The organism is Aequitasia blattaphilus (assembly GCF_024721305.1).
GTDB classification, from domain to species: Bacteria; Bacillota; Clostridia; order Lachnospirales; family Lachnospiraceae; genus Aequitasia; species Aequitasia blattaphila.
Genome location: NZ_JAMXOD010000019.1, coordinates 1 through 17,905 on the forward strand (window position 1 = coordinate 1; position 17,905 = coordinate 17,905).

Annotated in this window: 12 protein-coding genes; 10 read left to right on the top strand and 2 right to left on the bottom strand. The window is 38.7% G+C overall.

Going from position 1 to position 17,905, the window contains the following annotated elements:
* Positions 1 to 81 precede the first annotated feature (81 nt).
* The 5 genes from NHH15_RS12100 (at position 82) to NHH15_RS12120 (ending at position 10,145) form a co-directional block, all read left to right on the top strand.
* Entirely contained in the window at positions 82 to 3,342 is a 3,261-nt protein-coding gene (locus NHH15_RS12100; RefSeq protein WP_262066930.1) for a DEAD/DEAH box helicase, read from the top strand.
* A 76-nt stretch (positions 3,343 to 3,418) separates the two neighbouring features.
* Complete coding sequence (locus tag NHH15_RS12105; RefSeq protein WP_262066931.1) at positions 3,419 to 5,476, top strand: HD domain-containing protein; 2,058 nt, start codon at positions 3,419 to 3,421, stop codon at positions 5,474 to 5,476.
* The gene (locus tag NHH15_RS12110; RefSeq protein WP_262066932.1) at positions 5,469 to 5,744 is read left to right on the top strand and encodes a hypothetical protein; all 276 of its coding nucleotides are present in this window, start codon (positions 5,469 to 5,471) and stop codon (positions 5,742 to 5,744) included. Before NHH15_RS12105 ends, NHH15_RS12110 begins: the two co-directional genes overlap by 8 nt.
* Positions 5,745 to 5,928: 184 nt before the next feature.
* Positions 5,929 to 8,484, top strand: coding sequence for a response regulator (locus tag NHH15_RS12115; protein ID WP_262066933.1), 2,556 nt, complete (start codon positions 5,929 to 5,931; stop codon positions 8,482 to 8,484).
* Between the two features lie 149 nt (positions 8,485 to 8,633).
* The gene (locus NHH15_RS12120) at positions 8,634 to 10,145 is read left to right on the top strand and encodes a CoA-acylating methylmalonate-semialdehyde dehydrogenase (protein WP_262066934.1); all 1,512 of its coding nucleotides are present in this window, start codon (positions 8,634 to 8,636) and stop codon (positions 10,143 to 10,145) included.
* 45 nt (positions 10,146 to 10,190) lie between these two features.
* Here NHH15_RS12120 and NHH15_RS12125 read toward each other — a convergent pair whose 3' ends face one another.
* Positions 10,191 to 10,958, bottom strand: coding sequence for a DeoR/GlpR family DNA-binding transcription regulator (locus NHH15_RS12125; RefSeq protein ID WP_262066935.1), 768 nt, complete (start codon positions 10,956 to 10,958; stop codon positions 10,191 to 10,193).
* A gap of 115 nt (positions 10,959 to 11,073) precedes the next feature.
* Here NHH15_RS12125 and NHH15_RS12130 point away from each other — a divergent pair, with 115 nt between their 5' ends.
* Entirely contained in the window at positions 11,074 to 11,919 is an 846-nt protein-coding gene (locus NHH15_RS12130) for a class II fructose-bisphosphate aldolase (protein WP_262066936.1), read from the top strand.
* Positions 11,920 to 12,004: 85 nt separating this feature from the next.
* Positions 12,005 to 13,024: a LacI family DNA-binding transcriptional regulator gene (locus NHH15_RS12135; protein ID WP_262066937.1), complete on the top strand. Its 1,020-nt coding sequence runs from the start codon at positions 12,005 to 12,007 to the stop codon at positions 13,022 to 13,024.
* Between the two features lies 1 nt (position 13,025).
* On the opposite strand, the gene NHH15_RS12140 is transcribed toward NHH15_RS12135, so the two are convergent.
* Positions 13,026 to 13,886, bottom strand: a complete 861-nt coding sequence (locus NHH15_RS12140; RefSeq protein ID WP_262066938.1) for an NAD(P)-dependent oxidoreductase — start codon at positions 13,884 to 13,886, stop codon at positions 13,026 to 13,028.
* A 158-nt stretch (positions 13,887 to 14,044) separates the two neighbouring features.
* Here NHH15_RS12140 and iolC point away from each other — a divergent pair, with 158 nt between their 5' ends.
* Genes iolC through NHH15_RS12155 form a run of 3 tightly spaced genes read left to right on the top strand, consistent with a single transcriptional unit; the run spans position 14,045 to position 17,835 of the window.
* Positions 14,045 to 15,079 carry a 5-dehydro-2-deoxygluconokinase gene (gene iolC, locus NHH15_RS12145; RefSeq protein WP_262066939.1) on the top strand — a complete coding sequence of 345 codons (1,035 nt, stop codon included), beginning with the start codon at positions 14,045 to 14,047 and terminating at the stop codon, positions 15,077 to 15,079.
* A 13-nt stretch (positions 15,080 to 15,092) separates the two neighbouring features.
* On the top strand, positions 15,093 to 17,024 hold the full coding sequence (gene iolD / locus NHH15_RS12150; protein ID WP_262066940.1) for a 3D-(3,5/4)-trihydroxycyclohexane-1,2-dione acylhydrolase (decyclizing): 1,932 nt from the start codon (positions 15,093 to 15,095) through the stop codon (positions 17,022 to 17,024).
* A gap of 19 nt (positions 17,025 to 17,043) precedes the next feature.
* Complete coding sequence (locus NHH15_RS12155; protein ID WP_262066941.1) at positions 17,044 to 17,835, top strand: 5-deoxy-glucuronate isomerase; 792 nt, start codon at positions 17,044 to 17,046, stop codon at positions 17,833 to 17,835.
* The last annotated feature ends 70 nt before the right edge of the window (positions 17,836 to 17,905 follow it).

Sequence of the window (17,905 nt, forward strand, 5' to 3'; positions counted from 1 at the left end):
AGCCACTTAAGGCTTTTACGAGGGTGGAATGCAAATAAGGTGTCAAAGACCCGATAGTAAAAAAACTGGAAAGGAAAACGTATGTTAACAATAAGGGAAATTTTAGATCAAGTATCCATGGTGACTTACATGCGGGGACGTGAGATCTACAATAATAAAGGGGTTTATAATATTCGCATTGAGGAAGATTACGAAGATGAAACAGATACTGTTTCGGCTCAGATTCAAGGCAGTGGACGAAAAACTTATTACACAGAATTTATTTATGACTGGGTAAGTGAAGAAATTATCGATGAATTCTGTGAATGTCCGGCTTTTCGGAATTACTCGGATCCTTGTAAGCATTGTGTTGCCCTGGAGTTGGAATACATTTCAAAGAATGGAACGATTGGTTCTGGAGAAGAAGAGACATTGACAGAACAAGGAGAGCACCCGCGCTTATCCACAACGCCTTCGATGAAAAGGCTTCTGTCAAAAGGATTGTCAAGGAAAATCAATAGCTTGAATTTAAGCCCGGATATTGGGAGAGTTGAGCTGGTTCCAAAGCTTACATTAAGTCAGCGATCCTGTGAAGTGGAATTTACTATTGGTGTGCCTCAAAAGCATATGTATATTCTGAAAAATGTGAGAGAGTTTGCTTCACTTATGGTAAGTGGAGGGTTTCATTCTTATGGAAAAAGGTTGGAGATGCGCCATGAAATGGATATGTTTCGTGATGTGTCAAAAAAGTATGCAGAGTTTATTGTGGATTGGTGCGGGAGAAATCCAGATGAATATATTGATTATGGATTTGGCGGCTACGGAGCAAGCGTAAGGGGAATTAGTCTGAATAGTATGGAGCTGATAAGGTTCCTTGATATAGTAGAAAACAAAAGCATACACTGCATATTTTCAGGAGTAGAGAGTAGAGAAACAAAGATTGTAAGGGGTGGATACCGTCCTGAGGTTTCCATTCTTGGCGGGGAAAAAGGAATAAAAATACTTTTGGAAAGTGCGTCGATTTTTGCGGTGATAGGTGAATTTTTGTTCCTGAGAGAAAGCACAATCCACCGTGTAGATGAAAACGACCTCAAACCTGTAGAAGAGTTTTTGGAGACGATGTTTTCTACTCCCGGCAAGCAGGCATTTATAGAGAATAAAGATGTTCCAGCTTTTTGTAGGGAGCTGCTTCCTGCAATTCGGGCGTGTCTGAATCTTAAGAAGATTAACTTTGATGAAGAAGATTTTGGGATTGTACCAGTGGAATTTGAAATTTATCTGGATTTACCAAAGCCTCAGGTTATTTCAGCTAATATTAAAGCGGTGTATGAGGAAGAGAAATATGACTTGATTGGAAAAACTATTGATGCCGGAAAGAGAGATTTGGAAAAAGAATATCAGGCAGGGCAGAAGATAGCACGTTTCTTTAATAGGGAGGATGCATTTAAAAATGTACTTCTTCTGGAAGATGATGAGGAGCGTATGTATGAACTTTTGACGACTGGTATCGATAAAATGCGAGAAATTGGTGACGTATATATATCAGATGAGTTGAAACGTATCAACGTATCCAGGTCACCTAAAGTTGCAGTCGGGGTTTCCTTGTCAGGAGATTTATTGGAGCTCCACATAGCAACGGAAAATATGACGACAAAGCAGTTGGTAGAGCTTCTGACAAAGTACGACAGGAAGAAGAAATACTATCGTTTGAAAGATGGCACTTTTTTAGATGTGCAGGATGAGGGACTGCAATCTTTGGTAGAGCTTAATGACGGATTGGCGTTGAATAAAAGCCAATTAAAGGATGAACAGATATTTCTCCCCAAATACCGCGCACTTTATCTGGATCAGGAGCTAAAGGATAATAAAGGAATCAAAACCAATAAGGATAAAGCCTTTAAAACCTTGATTCGAAATATGAAAACAATTGAAGACAGTGATTTTGAAGTGCCAAAACCTCTGGAAACTATTCTAAGGAACTATCAAGTACAGGGATATATGTGGCTTAAGGTATTAAAGAGCAACGGTTTTGGAGGAATACTTGCAGATGAAATGGGTCTTGGAAAAACACTTCAGGTCATTACCTTTCTGCTCTCTGAGTTTATGGAGAATGAAGGGAAAATGCCAAATACACTGATTGTTTCTCCGGCGTCCTTGGTGTATAACTGGCAGGCGGAGATTGGAAAATTTGCGCCACATTTACCAACTGTTGTGGTTGCAGGAACCGCACAATCAAGAAAAAGTATGATACAAGAGTCTCATACAGGAGCTGTGCTGATTACGTCCTATGATTTGCTGAAACGGGATATAGAGGATTATTCAGACATCTCTTTTGCAAATCAGATAATTGATGAATCTCAGTATATTAAAAATCATGGAACTCAGGCAGCCAAGGCGGTAAAGGAAATAAAAGCGGGATTTAAAATCGCGTTGACGGGAACGCCGATTGAAAATAGATTAAGTGAATTATGGAGTGTATTTGATTATGCTATGCCAGGGTTTTTGTATGGATACACCCGTTTTCGGGACGAGATAGAGCTTCCGATTGTTCAAGGAGAGGCACCGGAAGCCTTGGAGCGGATTCGGAAAATGGTTTCACCCTTCATACTACGTCGGTTAAAAAGGGATGTATTAAAGGATCTCCCAGATAAAATCGAAGAAAATTACTACGCAAGACTTTCAGGAGAACAACAGAAGCTTTATGATGCACATGTGAAGAACCTCCAGATGACATTAGGAAAACAAAATGAACAGGAGTTCAAAAGTTCAAAAATTCAGATTCTTGCAGAGCTTACGAGACTGCGCCAGATTTGTTGTCATCCGGGGCTTATTTTCGATCAATATAAGAAGGAATCTGTTAAAACAGACCTGTGTATGGAGCTTTTGAAAAAAGCCAGCGAAGGAGGTCATAAGGTGCTCTTGTTTTCTCAGTTTACCTCTATGCTGGAACTACTACAGGAACGTTTGCAAAAGGAGAAAATTTCTTTTTATACATTGACAGGCTCCACACCGAAGAAAACAAGAATGGAACTGGTGGATTCATTCAATCACGACGATACGTCAGTTTTTTGTATTTCTTTGAAAGCAGGAGGAACAGGGTTGAACTTAACGGCAGCAGATATTGTGATTCACTATGATCCGTGGTGGAATGCAGCGGTGGAAAACCAAGCGACAGACAGAGCCCATCGTATCGGACAAAAAAATGTGGTGACAGTCTATAAGCTGGTGGCAAAAGACACCATTGAGGAGAAAATTGTCAAGCTTCAGGAAAAGAAGAGTCAGTTAGCAGATCAGGTTCTTGAGGGAGAAGGGATTGCTACAGCCAGCTTTTCGAAAGAAGAGTTGTTGGAACTTTTACAATAGAAACGCCTTGATAAACGAAATAAATAAGTGTATAATAAAAATATATTTACAAATAAACGATATTTATGAGGTGAAAATGAAGAGGGTTTCAACAATTGCGGATACAATACATGGAACGATTGAAATAACCTATTTCGAAAAAAAGGTTATTTCTCATGTGATATTTAATCGGATGCATGATGTATATCAAAATTCTACGGTTTATTTGACTTTTCCGTGCAATAGGACAAAGAGATTTGAACATAGTGTAGGAACAATGAAGTTGTGTAGTGATATTTTTTACAATTCTTTTAAAAATGCGGATACAGAGACTATTAATACTTTTCTGGATGTATTTAAAAAGAGTTTATTAGAGTTGTTAAAGAATATGAAAGAAACAAAACAGGCAAAGTATGAACATAAGTTTGGTGGACGCTTAAGGAAAATACCAATAGATGTTATACCGAATAAAATTGAGTATGTAGATAAGATATTCAATATTCCGCAGAAAATGAAAGACAATTCGGCGGTTTATGTGATTTTGATGCAAGCAATACGTGTTGTGGCGTTATTGCATGACATAGGTCATCCTCCTTTTAGTCATATATCAGAGTTTGCATTGGAAAGCATATATGATAATTATAAAACTACGGATGAAGGTGGGAAAGAGAGACCGCGCGAATTTGTTCAAATCCTTGATGCTGCGAAGAAGGAGGGAACAAATAAGAAGCTACATGAGTTAATGGGGGATCATATTGTTAATCTTATTCTAGACAGTGTTATTGAAGATTTAAAAGCCGAAGACGCTAAAGATTGTGAAAAATATGAAATGCAAATATACGAAGTTCTAATTAAAGAGACGGTTTGTGCTATCTTTGAAAATAAACCACCGTTTGACCAATTACATAGGATAGTAGATGGTTCTTTGGATGGTGATCGATTGGATTATGTTACGAGAGACGCGCTGAATTCTGGACTTGATAAAGGGAAAATTGAATATGACCGATTGTTTAGCAATATGACATTGATCGAAATGCCTTTGCAAGAAAGGCGTGAATTTGTATTTTGTCCAAACATTAAAGCGTTAAACACTGTTGAGGATTATTTAATGAGAAGATGGGATATATACAAGAATATTATATTTCATCACAGAGTGGTAAAAACGGATTATCTGATGCAAAGTGTTATTGAAAAATTGGCAATTTATCATATGGAGTCAAGTGGAGAAAATAATGCAATGAGTGAGCTCTTACCATCTGATATTTCAGGATTATGGAAGGCCTTTAAACGAGAAGCTTCTCTGGATAGCATACATGCAATATCACAGTGGGATGATTCTTGGCTTATTACGGTCTTGAAAAAGCATTATTTTGAAGAATTTTTGGATGATCCGAAGAATGTGATTTTACACAAACAGCTATCCGAGTTGCTGACAAATCAGAAATATTATTTTTCGGCAATTAAACGATTTGAAGATTTTCAAATTGTTGATAAAGCAATTGCAAAGGTAGTAAGTGATAATACTAAAAAACTGGATGAGAAGATAGATGAGTTACGGAAATGCAGCACATGTTACTATAAGGAAGAGCTGGAGAATACAGAAATAAATAGTGAGGATGATTTTGTAGACATTCATCAATTTTTAGCAGATATTCAGGAAATAGTAGTACAAGCAAATTCCATTATGAATAAAGATATAAACCAAAAATTGATTTTTGCGAAATTGCGAAGAATGTTTAATTCGAGCAGTAGGTTGTTTACATCGAAGGCGTTAAGTGATATTCTAAAAGAGCTAATCCTTCGGTCAAAAGAAGAATTTTTCAAGTCGAACGAAGTAGTCGATGTAGTTTGTGTTATGAAAAAGTATGATATTGGAGTGAAAGATCCGATTTACTTATACAGTGCACGTAGTAAAAGTGTGCAGAATATCATTGATATAAGTCCTATTGTTCAGATACTTGAATTAAGTTATGATACATTTCCACAATTTTTCATTTATATACTTAAGGCAGAAGATGCGAGAAAGATGATTGACGTTGACGGCTATTTAAAACATGTAGGTGAGAGTATTGGTACATTTTTTATGGATGAATGGATGCAAGTTATGAATGAGTCGATTGACGATATGATGAAAGAGGAGAAAAGATATGTGTAGAGTACCATTAAGAATGAAAAGAGATAATACAATTGATTATATCATATATAGTTTGGTTTCTTCTAAATCGAGAGGAAGATTTACAATCGAATTTGTTTCAGAAGAGTTAAGAAAAGCTAATATTGATGTACCAGAAAAGAGAATTGTGGATGTGGTGGATAAATGGGTGGATGATGGAATTGTTTATGATAATCGAAGAGAATATGTGTTTAGTTCGGCACAGATTAATTATAATGCAGAATTATTAACCTTAAAAAGTGCAAGATAAGGTGTTGGAAATTTTCGGTAAATTTGAATTCATAACATATCCTGGAAGACAAGCGTGTTTTCCGGGATTTATTATTTTAAATGCAGATGAATTGTAAGACTTAAGCTAGTAATTTTTGGTTAAAAGCTGTACAATGTACAATATTGGTAAAAGATATAAAGTGATGTAAGTAGGGAAGGTATATATGAAAACAAGAGCAAATCTATCAGTAGAAGAGATGGAACGTTTATGCGATAAGGCGAATATAGGGCTATTGAACTTAAATGTCCAAACAGGAGAAATACAATTAAACAGACCACTTACCCTTTTAGCAGGGTATGAACCAGGGGAGCTTCCACACTCAAAAGATACGAAGCTTCTCTTGGTGTGTGAGGATGATAGACCAAGAGTGATGGCGGCTATGGGCAAGCTGATGTCAAGAGAAGCAGAGGAATACAGTCTGGAATATAGAATGCGAAGAAAAGATGGAAGCATGGTTTCAATCTTTGAACATTGTTACGTGGCAGAAACAGATGAAAAGGGTGGAGTGGTTCGTATTGTGGGAATTGCGACAGATCTCTCAATATTAAAATGGGCAGAAGAAAAAGCTCGAATGATGGAAAGAGAAAATCGAAAACTATCAAAATCTGCAACCCACAGTGAACTGGAAGAACAAAACCGCATGCTTCGTGCGGCCAATCATGCAGCGACAATGATTATTGGTGGATTCCATCAAGATTATGAAGTGGTCTTGCAGCAATCCTTACAGATTTTAGGAGAAAGTATCCAGGCTCAGCGAGTGAGACTTTGGAGAAATGTTGAAATTGAAGGAGAGCTATGCTGCTTTAACAGAGCCCAATGGTGGGGACAGATTTCGCCAATGGTTGAGGCGGATGAAACAGTCTTATCTTATCGGGACATTATTCCAAATCAAGAAGACCAGTTTGAATACGATAAAGATATAATCAGTTTGACAAAGGAATTGAGTAAAGGCTTTGAGCCTTATGTAAATAATGAAATCAAATCTCATATTGTGATTCCCCTCTTTTTACATGGTGAATTCTGGGGAGCAGTAGCTTTTGGTGATGTCAACAGAGAACGTGTTTTTACAGAAGATGAAATTGAAATTATGTGCTCTGGAACTCTCGTGATTGCATCCTCTGTATCAAGAAATGAGACGTTTGGAAAACTGAATGAGGCGCGAGAGAAGGCGATGGCAAGTACAAAGGCAAAAGGCGAATTTTTGTCTCGAATGAGCCACGAAATACGTACCCCTATGAATGCTATAATTGGAATGACAACAATAGCAATGGAGACAGATGAACCGGAGAGAGTACGGTATTGTCTGGAAAAGGTTGATACGTCTTCAAAACAACTTCTGGAGCTTATAAATGACGTTTTAGATATGTCCAAAATTGAAGCGAATAAATTGGAAATCATGAGAGATGCTTTTGACTTCGAGAAAATGATTCAATATGTGGCTGGAATGATGCAAGTGAAAATTGATGAAAAAAATCAGGAATTCCACGTTGCAATCGAACGGCCATTTAAGCGCCAGATGATAAGCGATGAGCTTCGGCTTTCCCAGGTGCTTTTGAACCTTCTCAGCAATGCAATTAAATTCACACCGGAACATGGTCAGGTTACCCTTAAAATAAAAGAGACGGAACTCAATGCAGATAAGTCCCGCCTTCATATCGAAGTAATTGATACTGGTATCGGAATTGAAAAGGAAAAGATCGAAACGCTATTTGATTCTTTTGAGCAGGCAGATGGCAGTATTACAAGACAATATGGCGGTTCTGGCCTTGGGCTTTCCATTAGCCAAAGTATTATAAAGCTAATGGGTGGAGAAATTTGGATTGAGAGTGAGGTAGGAGTTGGATCGAAATTTATATTTGAGATTGATGTAGATTGGAACGGAGCAATTGAAGATACAAACTTCGATATGGAGCTGCCTTCAAAAGTGAGAGTATTAGTAGTGGATGATAAAGAAGATGTGTTGGAATACTTCTACAATATACTTCATGGTTTCTCAATTCATACAAATGTAGCATTAAATGGAGAGACTGCTATTGAGCTAGTGAAAAAAAGCCTGGAAAGTAATAAGCCTTACGATGTAATCTTTGTTGATTTTAAAATGCCGGGATTAAATGGTGTAGATACAATCAAGGAAATCAGAAGCTTAGTAGATAAAAAAACATCTTGTGTTATGATGTCTGTCTCAGAGCGAAGTGATGTGGAAGAAGATATGAAGGACTTAGGAGTTTCCAACTTCCTTACGAAGCCAATTCTGCCAAGTGTTTTATATAACAATATTTTAGAGCTGACACAGAAAAACATTGTAAAGCCTATGACGGAAAAAACGAAAGAAGTGCCGGATTGGTCGAATAAAACAATTCTTCTGGCAGAGGATGTAGCAATTAACCGGGAGATTGTAGATGCAATTTTAAAGAAAACCCACGTCAATCTTATTTTTGCAGAAAATGGAAAAGTGGCACTGGATCAATTTAAAGAATACAATGAGAAGATTGATTTGATACTAATGGATGTGCAAATGCCTATAATGGATGGATTGTCTGCAACCAGAGCAATTCGGGAGTTAAGCCATCAGGAGTATGAAAGAATACCAATTGTTGCTATGACGGCTCATGCATTCAAAGAAGATATAGAACGTTGTAAAGCTTCTGGTATGGATGATCATCTGGCAAAACCCATTAATGTAGATGAGGTATTCCGGGTGCTAAACAGATATTTATAGTAAAGAGAAAAAGAAACTCAATTACGAAAGTAATTGGGTTTCTTTCTTTTTACTATTGCAATATTTTGAAAAAGGTATTATAATAACACCAACAGTTAACCAAAACATGTCTAAAATATAACAAATAGACAGAGAAAGAGAGGAAGAAAATGAGCGAAACAAAGAGATTAATGCCTTTTATAAATGGCGAATTTGTAGAATCAAAGACAGATAAATACACAGATGCGTTTAATCCAAGCACTGGCGAAGTGATTGCAAAAGTACCGTGTTGTACAGTGGATGAGGTTGAACTTGCAGTAAATAAAGCAAAAGAAGCGTTTGGACCCTGGTCATCCACTCCGGTTATTAAAAGAGTTCAGATTTTATATAAACTGAGAGATTTAATCGTAGAGCATATGGATGAATTAACAGAACTCTTGGCAAGAGAAAATGGGAAAACCTGGGCAGAAGCACAAGGTGACGTTTTAAAAGCGAAAGAAGGAACAGAGCAAGCAATCGCTGCACCTTCTTTAATGATGGGGGACAGCATGCTGGATGCATCCAGAGGATACGATACCGTTCTTTATAACGAACCAGTTGGAGTATTTGCAGGAATTGTTCCTTATAACTTCCCGGCTATGATTCCAATGGGATGGATGGCGCCTATGTGTATTGCATGTGGAAACACAATTGTAATCAAAGCAGCAACTTTTGTACCTCAAAGTGCACTTCGCTTTGCAGAATTATACAAGGAAGCAGGCCTTCCAGATGGTGTGTTAAATGTTGTTACGTGTTCCAGAACAGAAGCAGAAATTTTCTTGAATCACCCAGATGTAAAAGGAATTTCCTTTGTAGGATCTACCTCTGTAGGAAAACACATCTATACAGTGGGAGCAAGCAATGGAAAAAGAGTACAGGCTCTTTGTGAAGCAAAGAACCATGCACTTGTATTAGATGATGCACCAATTGAAAGAACGGCAGCAGGAATTATCAACTCAGCATTTGGCTGTGGCGGACAAAGATGTATGGCATTACCTGTCGTAGTTGTACAAGAAGGTATTGCAGATCAGTTAGTAGCGAAAATTAAAGAAATTGCGTCCAGAATTAAATTAGGACCAGCATATGAAAAAGACTCAGGACTTGGACCTGTAATCAATGCAGGACACAAGAAATTCGTGCAGGATTGGATTCAAAAAGGAATCGATGAAGGTGCAACAGTTGTTCTGGATGGAAGAGATCCTGTAGTAGAGGGATACGAAAATGGATTCTACATTGGACCTACAATTTTAGATCATGTAACAGAAGATATGAGCGTAGGACAAAAAGAAGTATTTGGTCCAGTTCTTTGTATCAAGAGAGTAAAAAGCTTTGAAGAAGGATTGAAGATCATGAATGCAAATGAATTTGCAAACGGTTCCGTAATCTATACACAAAGCGGATACTATTCAAGAGAATTTGCAAGACACACAGACGGCGGAATGGTTGGTATCAACGTAGGAATTCCTGTTCCAGTTGGAATGTTCCCATTCTCAGGACATAAAAACTCGTTCTTTGGTGATTTACACTGTCTTGGAAAAGACGGCTACCGCTTCTATACAGAGACGAAGGTTGTAACAAGCCACTGGTTTGATGAAGAAGAGGGTAAAAAAGAAGAAACATCCACATGGGATGGAACCATCTAAGTAATTAAATATACAAAAAATGCGCCCAGCCAGGCGCATTTTTTGCTAATTAGTAGTATCTAATGTAATATTATGTTCTTTAAAGTAAGTTAAGTATTCTTCTGTTGGCACGTCGTCTGTAATGATGTGCTGAATGTCATCTAAGTTCGCAAAAGTCATTAAAGTAAATTTTCCAAACTTGGAATGATCTGCCAGAAGAAAATGCTCCTCTGTATTTTCCATAACTGCCTGTTTTACCAAATACTCTTCGGTGGTAGCATTTGTGAGCCCATTTTTAATGGAAACCCCGGTACTGCACATAAAGGCTTTGCTTATGTTGTATTTTTGGAGATAGTGTCCGGCATCATTTCCAACATAGGAGAGCGTGTCCCGCTTTAGCTTTCCCGGTAAAGAAAAAATTTCTAGATTAGGATACTGGACGCCTTTTATAGCGACCTGAAGGCTGTTTGTTACAACGATACAATGGCGGTCTCCAATATAATCAATTAGATTTTGGCTGGTAGTTCCGGTGTCAATATATATGATGTCATTGTCATTTACAAAGGATGCAGCAAGCTTGCAAATATTGTTTTTTTCCTTTTGAAATAACTCACTTCGTTTTGAAAAGGGTGTAAGAGTCATGAAATTCGAACTACTGCTTGTTGCTGTGACCCCTCCATAAACTTTTTTTACAGAGCCCCTCTTAGTAAGGGTGTTAACATCTCTTCGGATTGTGTTTAAAGAAACGTTGAATTGGTCACAAAGTTCCTCTAAAGAGACATTCTTTTTATTTATAATATAATCTTCAATTAAATCAATTCTCTCGGCTCTCATGATTACCTCCTTTTGCTACATTATAATATAATATTGACAAGTTGGCAAGAAGATGATAATATAATCAAAATATACTCATGAAATAATCAATATATAACAAGAAAGAGGTACGAAGATGGCGTTGGTTAAAATGAAGGATCTGCTTAAGAATGCAGAGAAAAAGAACATTGGAGTAGGAGCCTTTAGTGTAGGGAATATGGAGATGATTCTAGGTGCGGTCAAAGCGGCGGAAGAGGAAAACACTCCGATTATTCTCCAGATTGCAGAAGTGCGTTTAAAACATTCTCCATTGTATCTGATGGGGCCTATGATGGTAATGGCAGCAAAAAAAGCAAATGTAGACGTAGCGGTACATTTGGATCACGGACTTACGATTGGAACAGTACAGGAAGCATTGGGCTACGGATTTACCTCTGTTATGTTGGATGCTTCTCAAGAGAGCTTCGGAAAAAATATTGAAATGACGAAGGAAGTAGTTGCAATGGCTGGAAAGACAGGGGCAACCGTTGAGGCAGAGCTGGGCCTTGTTGGAGGCAGTGAGGACGGCAGCAGCGACCACGGGATTTTGTGCACGGATCCAGAGGAGGCAAAGACTTTTTGCCAAGAGACAGGAATTGATGCCTTGGCAGTAGCCATTGGAAATGCACATGGGAACTATCCTGTTGCACCTACCTTGGAATTTGGTGTGTTGGAAAAGATTAAAGAGAAAGTGAATATTCCTTTGGTTCTACATGGAGGAAGCGGCATAACAGACCGTGATTTTCAAAGAGGTATCTCTCTTGGTATTCGAAAAGTGAATATTGCGACAGCAAGCTTCAATTGCCTGACGGCAAAGGCAAAGGAATATATAGTAGGTCATGACAAGATTAATTATTTTGGTTTGAATGAAGCAATGGTGGCAGGTACTTATGAGAATGTAAAAAAACATATCAAAGTATTTAATGAACCGTTTTTGGCATAATGTTCTCACAACCGAAAAGCACGCAAAGTCTTGCGTGCTTTTAAAGCGTATGATATGATTGTGTAGAAGACAAAGGAGAAAGATTATGGCAGGAACAATAAAAGAAATCGCAGAGCTTGCGGGTGTATCCAGAGGTACAGTGGATCGGGCCTTAAATGACAGAGGTAGAATCAAGCCGGAGGTTGCGGAGCGGATTAAGAAAATTGCAGATGAGCTGGGTTATATTCCACGGAAAAAGAAACAAGCAGCTGGTTCCTCAAGTGCTAAACTTGGCGTTGTAACACAACTGGCAAAAGCCTCTTTTATGGTCCAGGTGTATAAGGGAATTGAAGACGCACGAAAAGAACTAAATAACAGAGAAATTGAGATTTATTTAGAAGAGTGTGAAAGCGTAGATGAAGAAGAACAGCTAGGGGCAATTAGCAGGTTGGAAAATCGTGGCATTACTGGACTGGCCATTATGCCTGTAGAGAGTGATAAGATTCGTGGTAAGCTCAATGAGTTGATTGATAAGGGGATAAAAGTCGTTACATTTAATTCCGATATAGTGGGAACAAAACGAAGCTGTTTTATCGGCTTGGATAACCAAAAAAGTGGAAGAACGGCAGCAGGACTTATGGGGATGCTAACAGGCAAAGAAGGGAAAATTCTTGCCATAACCGGATATTTTGGAAACAGTGTAAATAGTATGCGGGTGGATGGGTTTATCCAGGAGATTAAGGAAAACTATCCAGACATGAATCTGATAGGTGTGCAAAGTAGTTTTGATGATGAAAAGGAAGTAGAAAGCATTATTATTTCAGCTCTTTCGACTTTTCCGGAGTTAAAGGGAATTGTGGTGTTTTCAGGTGGTCAGTCAGGTGTGACAAAAGCATTTTCTAAAATGAAGATGGAAAAAAGGCCCAATGTAATTGTCTATGACTTGACAAAAGAAAACATTGGAGCCTTAAAAAAGGATGTGACAGATTTTGTAATTGATCAAAATGGGTACACACAAGGGTACCGATCCTTGATGATTTTGGCCAATATGATTCAGGTCAGCCAAAAACCACTGAAAGAATTTTTGTACACAGATATCATTATCAAAACAAAGTATAATGTATAATTTATTCGTAGAATTTCATTAATGCCTGGGTGCCAAGATCGCCCAGGCCATTTTTTTCTAATTCTTTATAATGAGCAAGGGTGCGGGACAGTATTTCTAAGGAGAGAGAGCTGTTTGTGGCTTCTTTTTCGGCCAGAGCCATATCCTTAATAAAGTGTTTGATAAAAAAACCGGGAGCGTAGTCTTTTATAAGCATTTTCGCGCCATTCGTATCCAACTGCATGCTGCCGGCAGCTCCGGTAGATACGGAATCAAATAGAGTTTGTAAATTTAGCCCCTTTGTTTTTCCATAGGCAAATGCCTCGCAGATACCGGAAATGGTACCAGCAATCATAATCTGATTCGCTAGTTTGGCATGTTGCCCACAGCCTGCTAAGCCTTGATAGTTGATGTTTTTCCCCATGGACTGAAAGAGCGGCATGGAAGCGTTAAAATCTTCCTCATCCCCACCGACCAAAATTGAAAGGGTGGCATCTTTTGCCCCAATATCTCCGCCGGTTACAGGAGCATCTAACACATGATACCCCTTTTCTTTTCCAATCCCATATAATTTTTCGGACAAAGTAGGGCTTGTTGTAGTCATATCAATGAGATATGCACCCTCTTTTCCAGAATCGAAAATCCCACCTTCAGTTAAGTAAACCTCTTCTACATCTTCTGGATATCCTACGATGGTAATCACGGCATCACATTCTTTTACACAGTCTCCGATGGATGGAAAGAAGAGGGCTCCTTCCTCGATGACATCTTTCACCTTTTCCTTTGTTCTGGCGTAAATATGCAGTTCGTAACCCGCCTTCATTAAATTACGCACCATAGATTTTCCCATAATACCCACACCGATAAATCCTATTTTATTCATTGGTCTCCTCCTTGATTTCATATTCTGTTCTAAGTTTATCACAAGATACCCAGAAATAAATCTTAATTTTATCGAAAAGTGCTTGCACGCTAGTTGAGTGCATGATATAATAAAGCACATATAAAAGCACGTTAAAGCACGCGAAAAGGAGTAAAGGTATGAATTATTTTGAAATGGACAAAAACAGGGAATTTGACTTAATACTATTGGGAAGAGTAGCAATTGATTTCAATCCTGCTTACAATGATCAGGTCAAAGAAGATTTCAAACCTCTTAAGGATGTACATATGTTTGAAAAGTATGTGGGAGGATCACCGGCAAATATCGCAGTGGGTATTTCGAGACATGGAATGAAAGCGGGATTTATCGGAAAAGTATCGGATGATCAATTTGGGGATTACGTAACAGAATACTTTGATAAAGAAGGGATTGATACATCTCAAATTACAAGATGCGTAAATGGTGAAAAGCTTGGATTGACATTTACAGAAATGCTCTCTTCTAGTGAAAGCCACATTTTAATGTACCGTAACTGCATTGCAGATTTACAATTAAGTGTAGATGATATTCAGGAAGACTATATCAAAAATTCAAAGGCTATTCTAATTTCAGGGACTGCTCTTGCAGAGAGCCCATCCAGAGAAGCTGCGATTAAGGCAGTCATGCTGGCAAAGAAAAATAACACAAGAATTATTTTTGATATTGATTACAGAGAATATAACTGGAAAAATCCAGATGAGATATCTATTTACTATTCAATTATTGCAAAAGAAGCGGATATTATCATGGGATCAAGAGAAGAGTTTGATTTGACAGAAAAATTAATCAAGCCAGGCATGAAGGATGAAGAAAGTGCTGCATACTGGCATGGTCATAATGCTACAATCGTTGTCATTAAGCATGGTATGAAAGGGTCTACTGCTTATACCTGTGATGGACAACAATTCTCAATCAAGCCATTTCCAGTGGATGCCAGAAAAGGCTTTGGAGGCGGAGACGGTTATGGCTCTGGATTCATATATGGATTGTATCAGGGATGGGAATTAATCGACTGCCTGGAATTTGGTTCTGCTGAAGCGGCAATGATGGTAAAGAGCAATAGCTCTTCCGATACTCTTCCTGGACCAGAGGAGGTACACGCATTTATAAAAGAGGAAAAAGAGTTGTACGGCGAAATGATCGCACGTGTATAGAAGGAGATTTAGAATGGAGAAGACAATCAGAATGACGACGGCTCAGGCCATTGTTAAGTTTTTAGATAATCAATACGTTTCTATGGATGGAGTGGAGACGAAATTCGTAGAAGGATTTTTCACAATCTTTGGACACGGTATAGCTGTTGGACTTGGAGAAGCACTAGATTCTGACCCTGGACAGCTTCGTGTAATGCAGGGAAGAAATGAGCAGGGAATGTGTCATACAGCAATTGCATTTGCAAAACAGAACAATCGGAAAAAGATTATTCCTTGTGCATCATCTGTTGGACCAGGTGCAGCAAATATGGTAACCGCCTGCGCAACGGCTACGGTAAATAACATTCCGTTATTAGTATTTCCAGCAGATACTTTTGCCTCCAGACAACCAGATCCAGTGCTGCAGCAATTAGAGCAAAGCAATAGTCTTGCGACAACAACGAATGATGCTTTTAAACCAGTATGTAAATATTGGGATCGTATTACCAGACCAGAGATGATCATGACTGCGTTGATTAATGCAATGAGAGTGCTGACAGACTCCAGTGAAACAGGAGCGTGTGCAATCGGCTTATGCCAAGATGTAGAAGGGGAATCCTTTGATTATCCAGAATACTTCTTTCAAAAACGAGTTCATAGAATCACCAGACCTGTAGCAGTGGAAGAAGAGCTTAAGGATGTAGTGGAAGCAATTAAAGAAGCAAAGAAACCAATCGTTATTGTAGGCGGTGGTGTGCGTTATTCAGAAGCAGGAGAAACAGTAGAAAAATTTTGTGAAGAATTCAAGATACCCTTTGGCGAGAGCCAAGGTGGAAAGAGTGCTTGTATTTCCAGCCATCCTTACTGCTTAGGCGGTATCGGAGTTACCGGAACCTACGCTTCAAATATCATTGCGAAAGAGGCAGATTTAATTATCGCAATTGGAAGCCGCTTAAGTGACTTTACTACAAGCTCAAAACATCTTTTCCAGAATGAAGATGTAAAATTTGTAACCATCAACTGCAGCCGATTCCATGCATATAAGATGGATGGGATAAAAGCAGTAGGTGATGCGAAAGCCACGGTTGAAGCATTAAGTGAGAAATTAAGAGAAGCAGGTTACACATCTTCTTATACAACGGAGATTAAAGAGGCAAAAGCAAAATGGGATGAGGAAATGGAGCGTCTTGGAGCAATTGCATATACTGGAGATGATTTCGAGCCTATTATTCAGGCAAGAGACCCAAGAACAATCCCAGAATTTGTAAAGCTGACAAAGGGTAAAATTACCCAGACAGCGGCTCTGGCTGCAATCCGCAGAGGAATTGATGCAGATGCAACGATTATAACAGCCGGAGGCTCGCTTCCAAGCTGTATGCAGAGGATGTGGACGACAGATAAAAGAGGCGGATACCATGCGGAATACGGATATTCTTGTATGGGGTATGAAGTACCGGCAACCTTAGGCGTGAAGTTTGCAGAGCCAGAGAACGAGGTTTACTGTGTGGTAGGAGATTCCAGTTTCCAAATGCTTCACAGTGAGATTATGACCATTATGCAGGAGAAGCAGAAGGTCAATATCCTTGTATTTGATAACTGTGGATTTGGCTGTATCAATAACCTGGAAATGAATCACGGAATCGGTAGTATCGCAACAGAATTCCGCTATACAGATGGGAAAAAACCAGCGGGAGACTTAATCCCAGTTGATTATGCAAAGATTGCAGAGGGCTATGGATTAAAAGCTTATACGTGTAAAACAATAGAAGAGCTTGAAATTGCCTTAGCAGACGCAAAGAAACAAGACATTGCGTGCCTGTTTGATCTGAAAGTTATTCCAAAGACAATGACCGATGGATATGAGTCCTGGTGGAATGTAGGTATTGCCACCACATCCACAAAGGAAAGTGTGGTAAAAGCTTGTGAAGGAGTTATGGAAGGAAGAGAAGAAGCAAGAAAGTATTAATTGGCAAAGGAGATTCACGATGAAGAAGGTATTTGGTTATCCAAGTTATGATGAAAAAGGTGAAATGATTTTAAGCACCTATACCAACGAATACCAGGATATGCTTATGGATGTTCGTGTATATAAGATGAAAAAGGGCGAGATACGAACTTTTGAGAAGAAGGGAGAAGAGACGGCAGTCCTGCTTCTTTCCGGAAAAATTGTCTACCACTTCAACGGCACAGAAGAAGAGGCGTCCAGAACAAATGTATTTGACGAAGGACCCTACTGTGTCCATGCTGCAACAGGCAGCGTGGTAGCGGTAGAAGCAGAAGAAGAGTCTGAAATCTTAGTGCAGTCTACAAAAAATGAGAAAGAATTTGAAACGAAATTCTATGTGCCGGAAGATGCACCCTTTGTATATTCCAGTGTAGGGAAATTTGGAAATGTGGCCAAAAGAAGAGTCAACACCATTTTTGATTTAGATATAGCGCCCTATTCAAACATGGTTTTAGGAGAAGTATTGAATGACAGAGGAAATTGGTCCGGATATCTGCCGCATAGACACCCACAGCCAGAGTTGTATTACTTTCTCTTCGATAAGCCAGAAGGTTTTGGAGCAAGCTTTGTAGGAGATCAGGTGTTTAAAAGTGTGAATCAGAGTTTTTCTGCAATACCAGGAGGGGAATTACATCCTCAGGCAGTAGCACCAGGTTATCAAATGTATACCTGCTGGATGATTCGTCATTTAGAAGGAAACCCATGGCATCAAACAGACCGTAATGAAGATGAGCGCTATATGTGGCTCCATGATGCTGATTTTACAGAATAGAATTAAAAAGGGTTGTTGCAAAATGGAAACAGAAACATTTTGCAGCAATCTTTTTTTGTGATAAACTAAT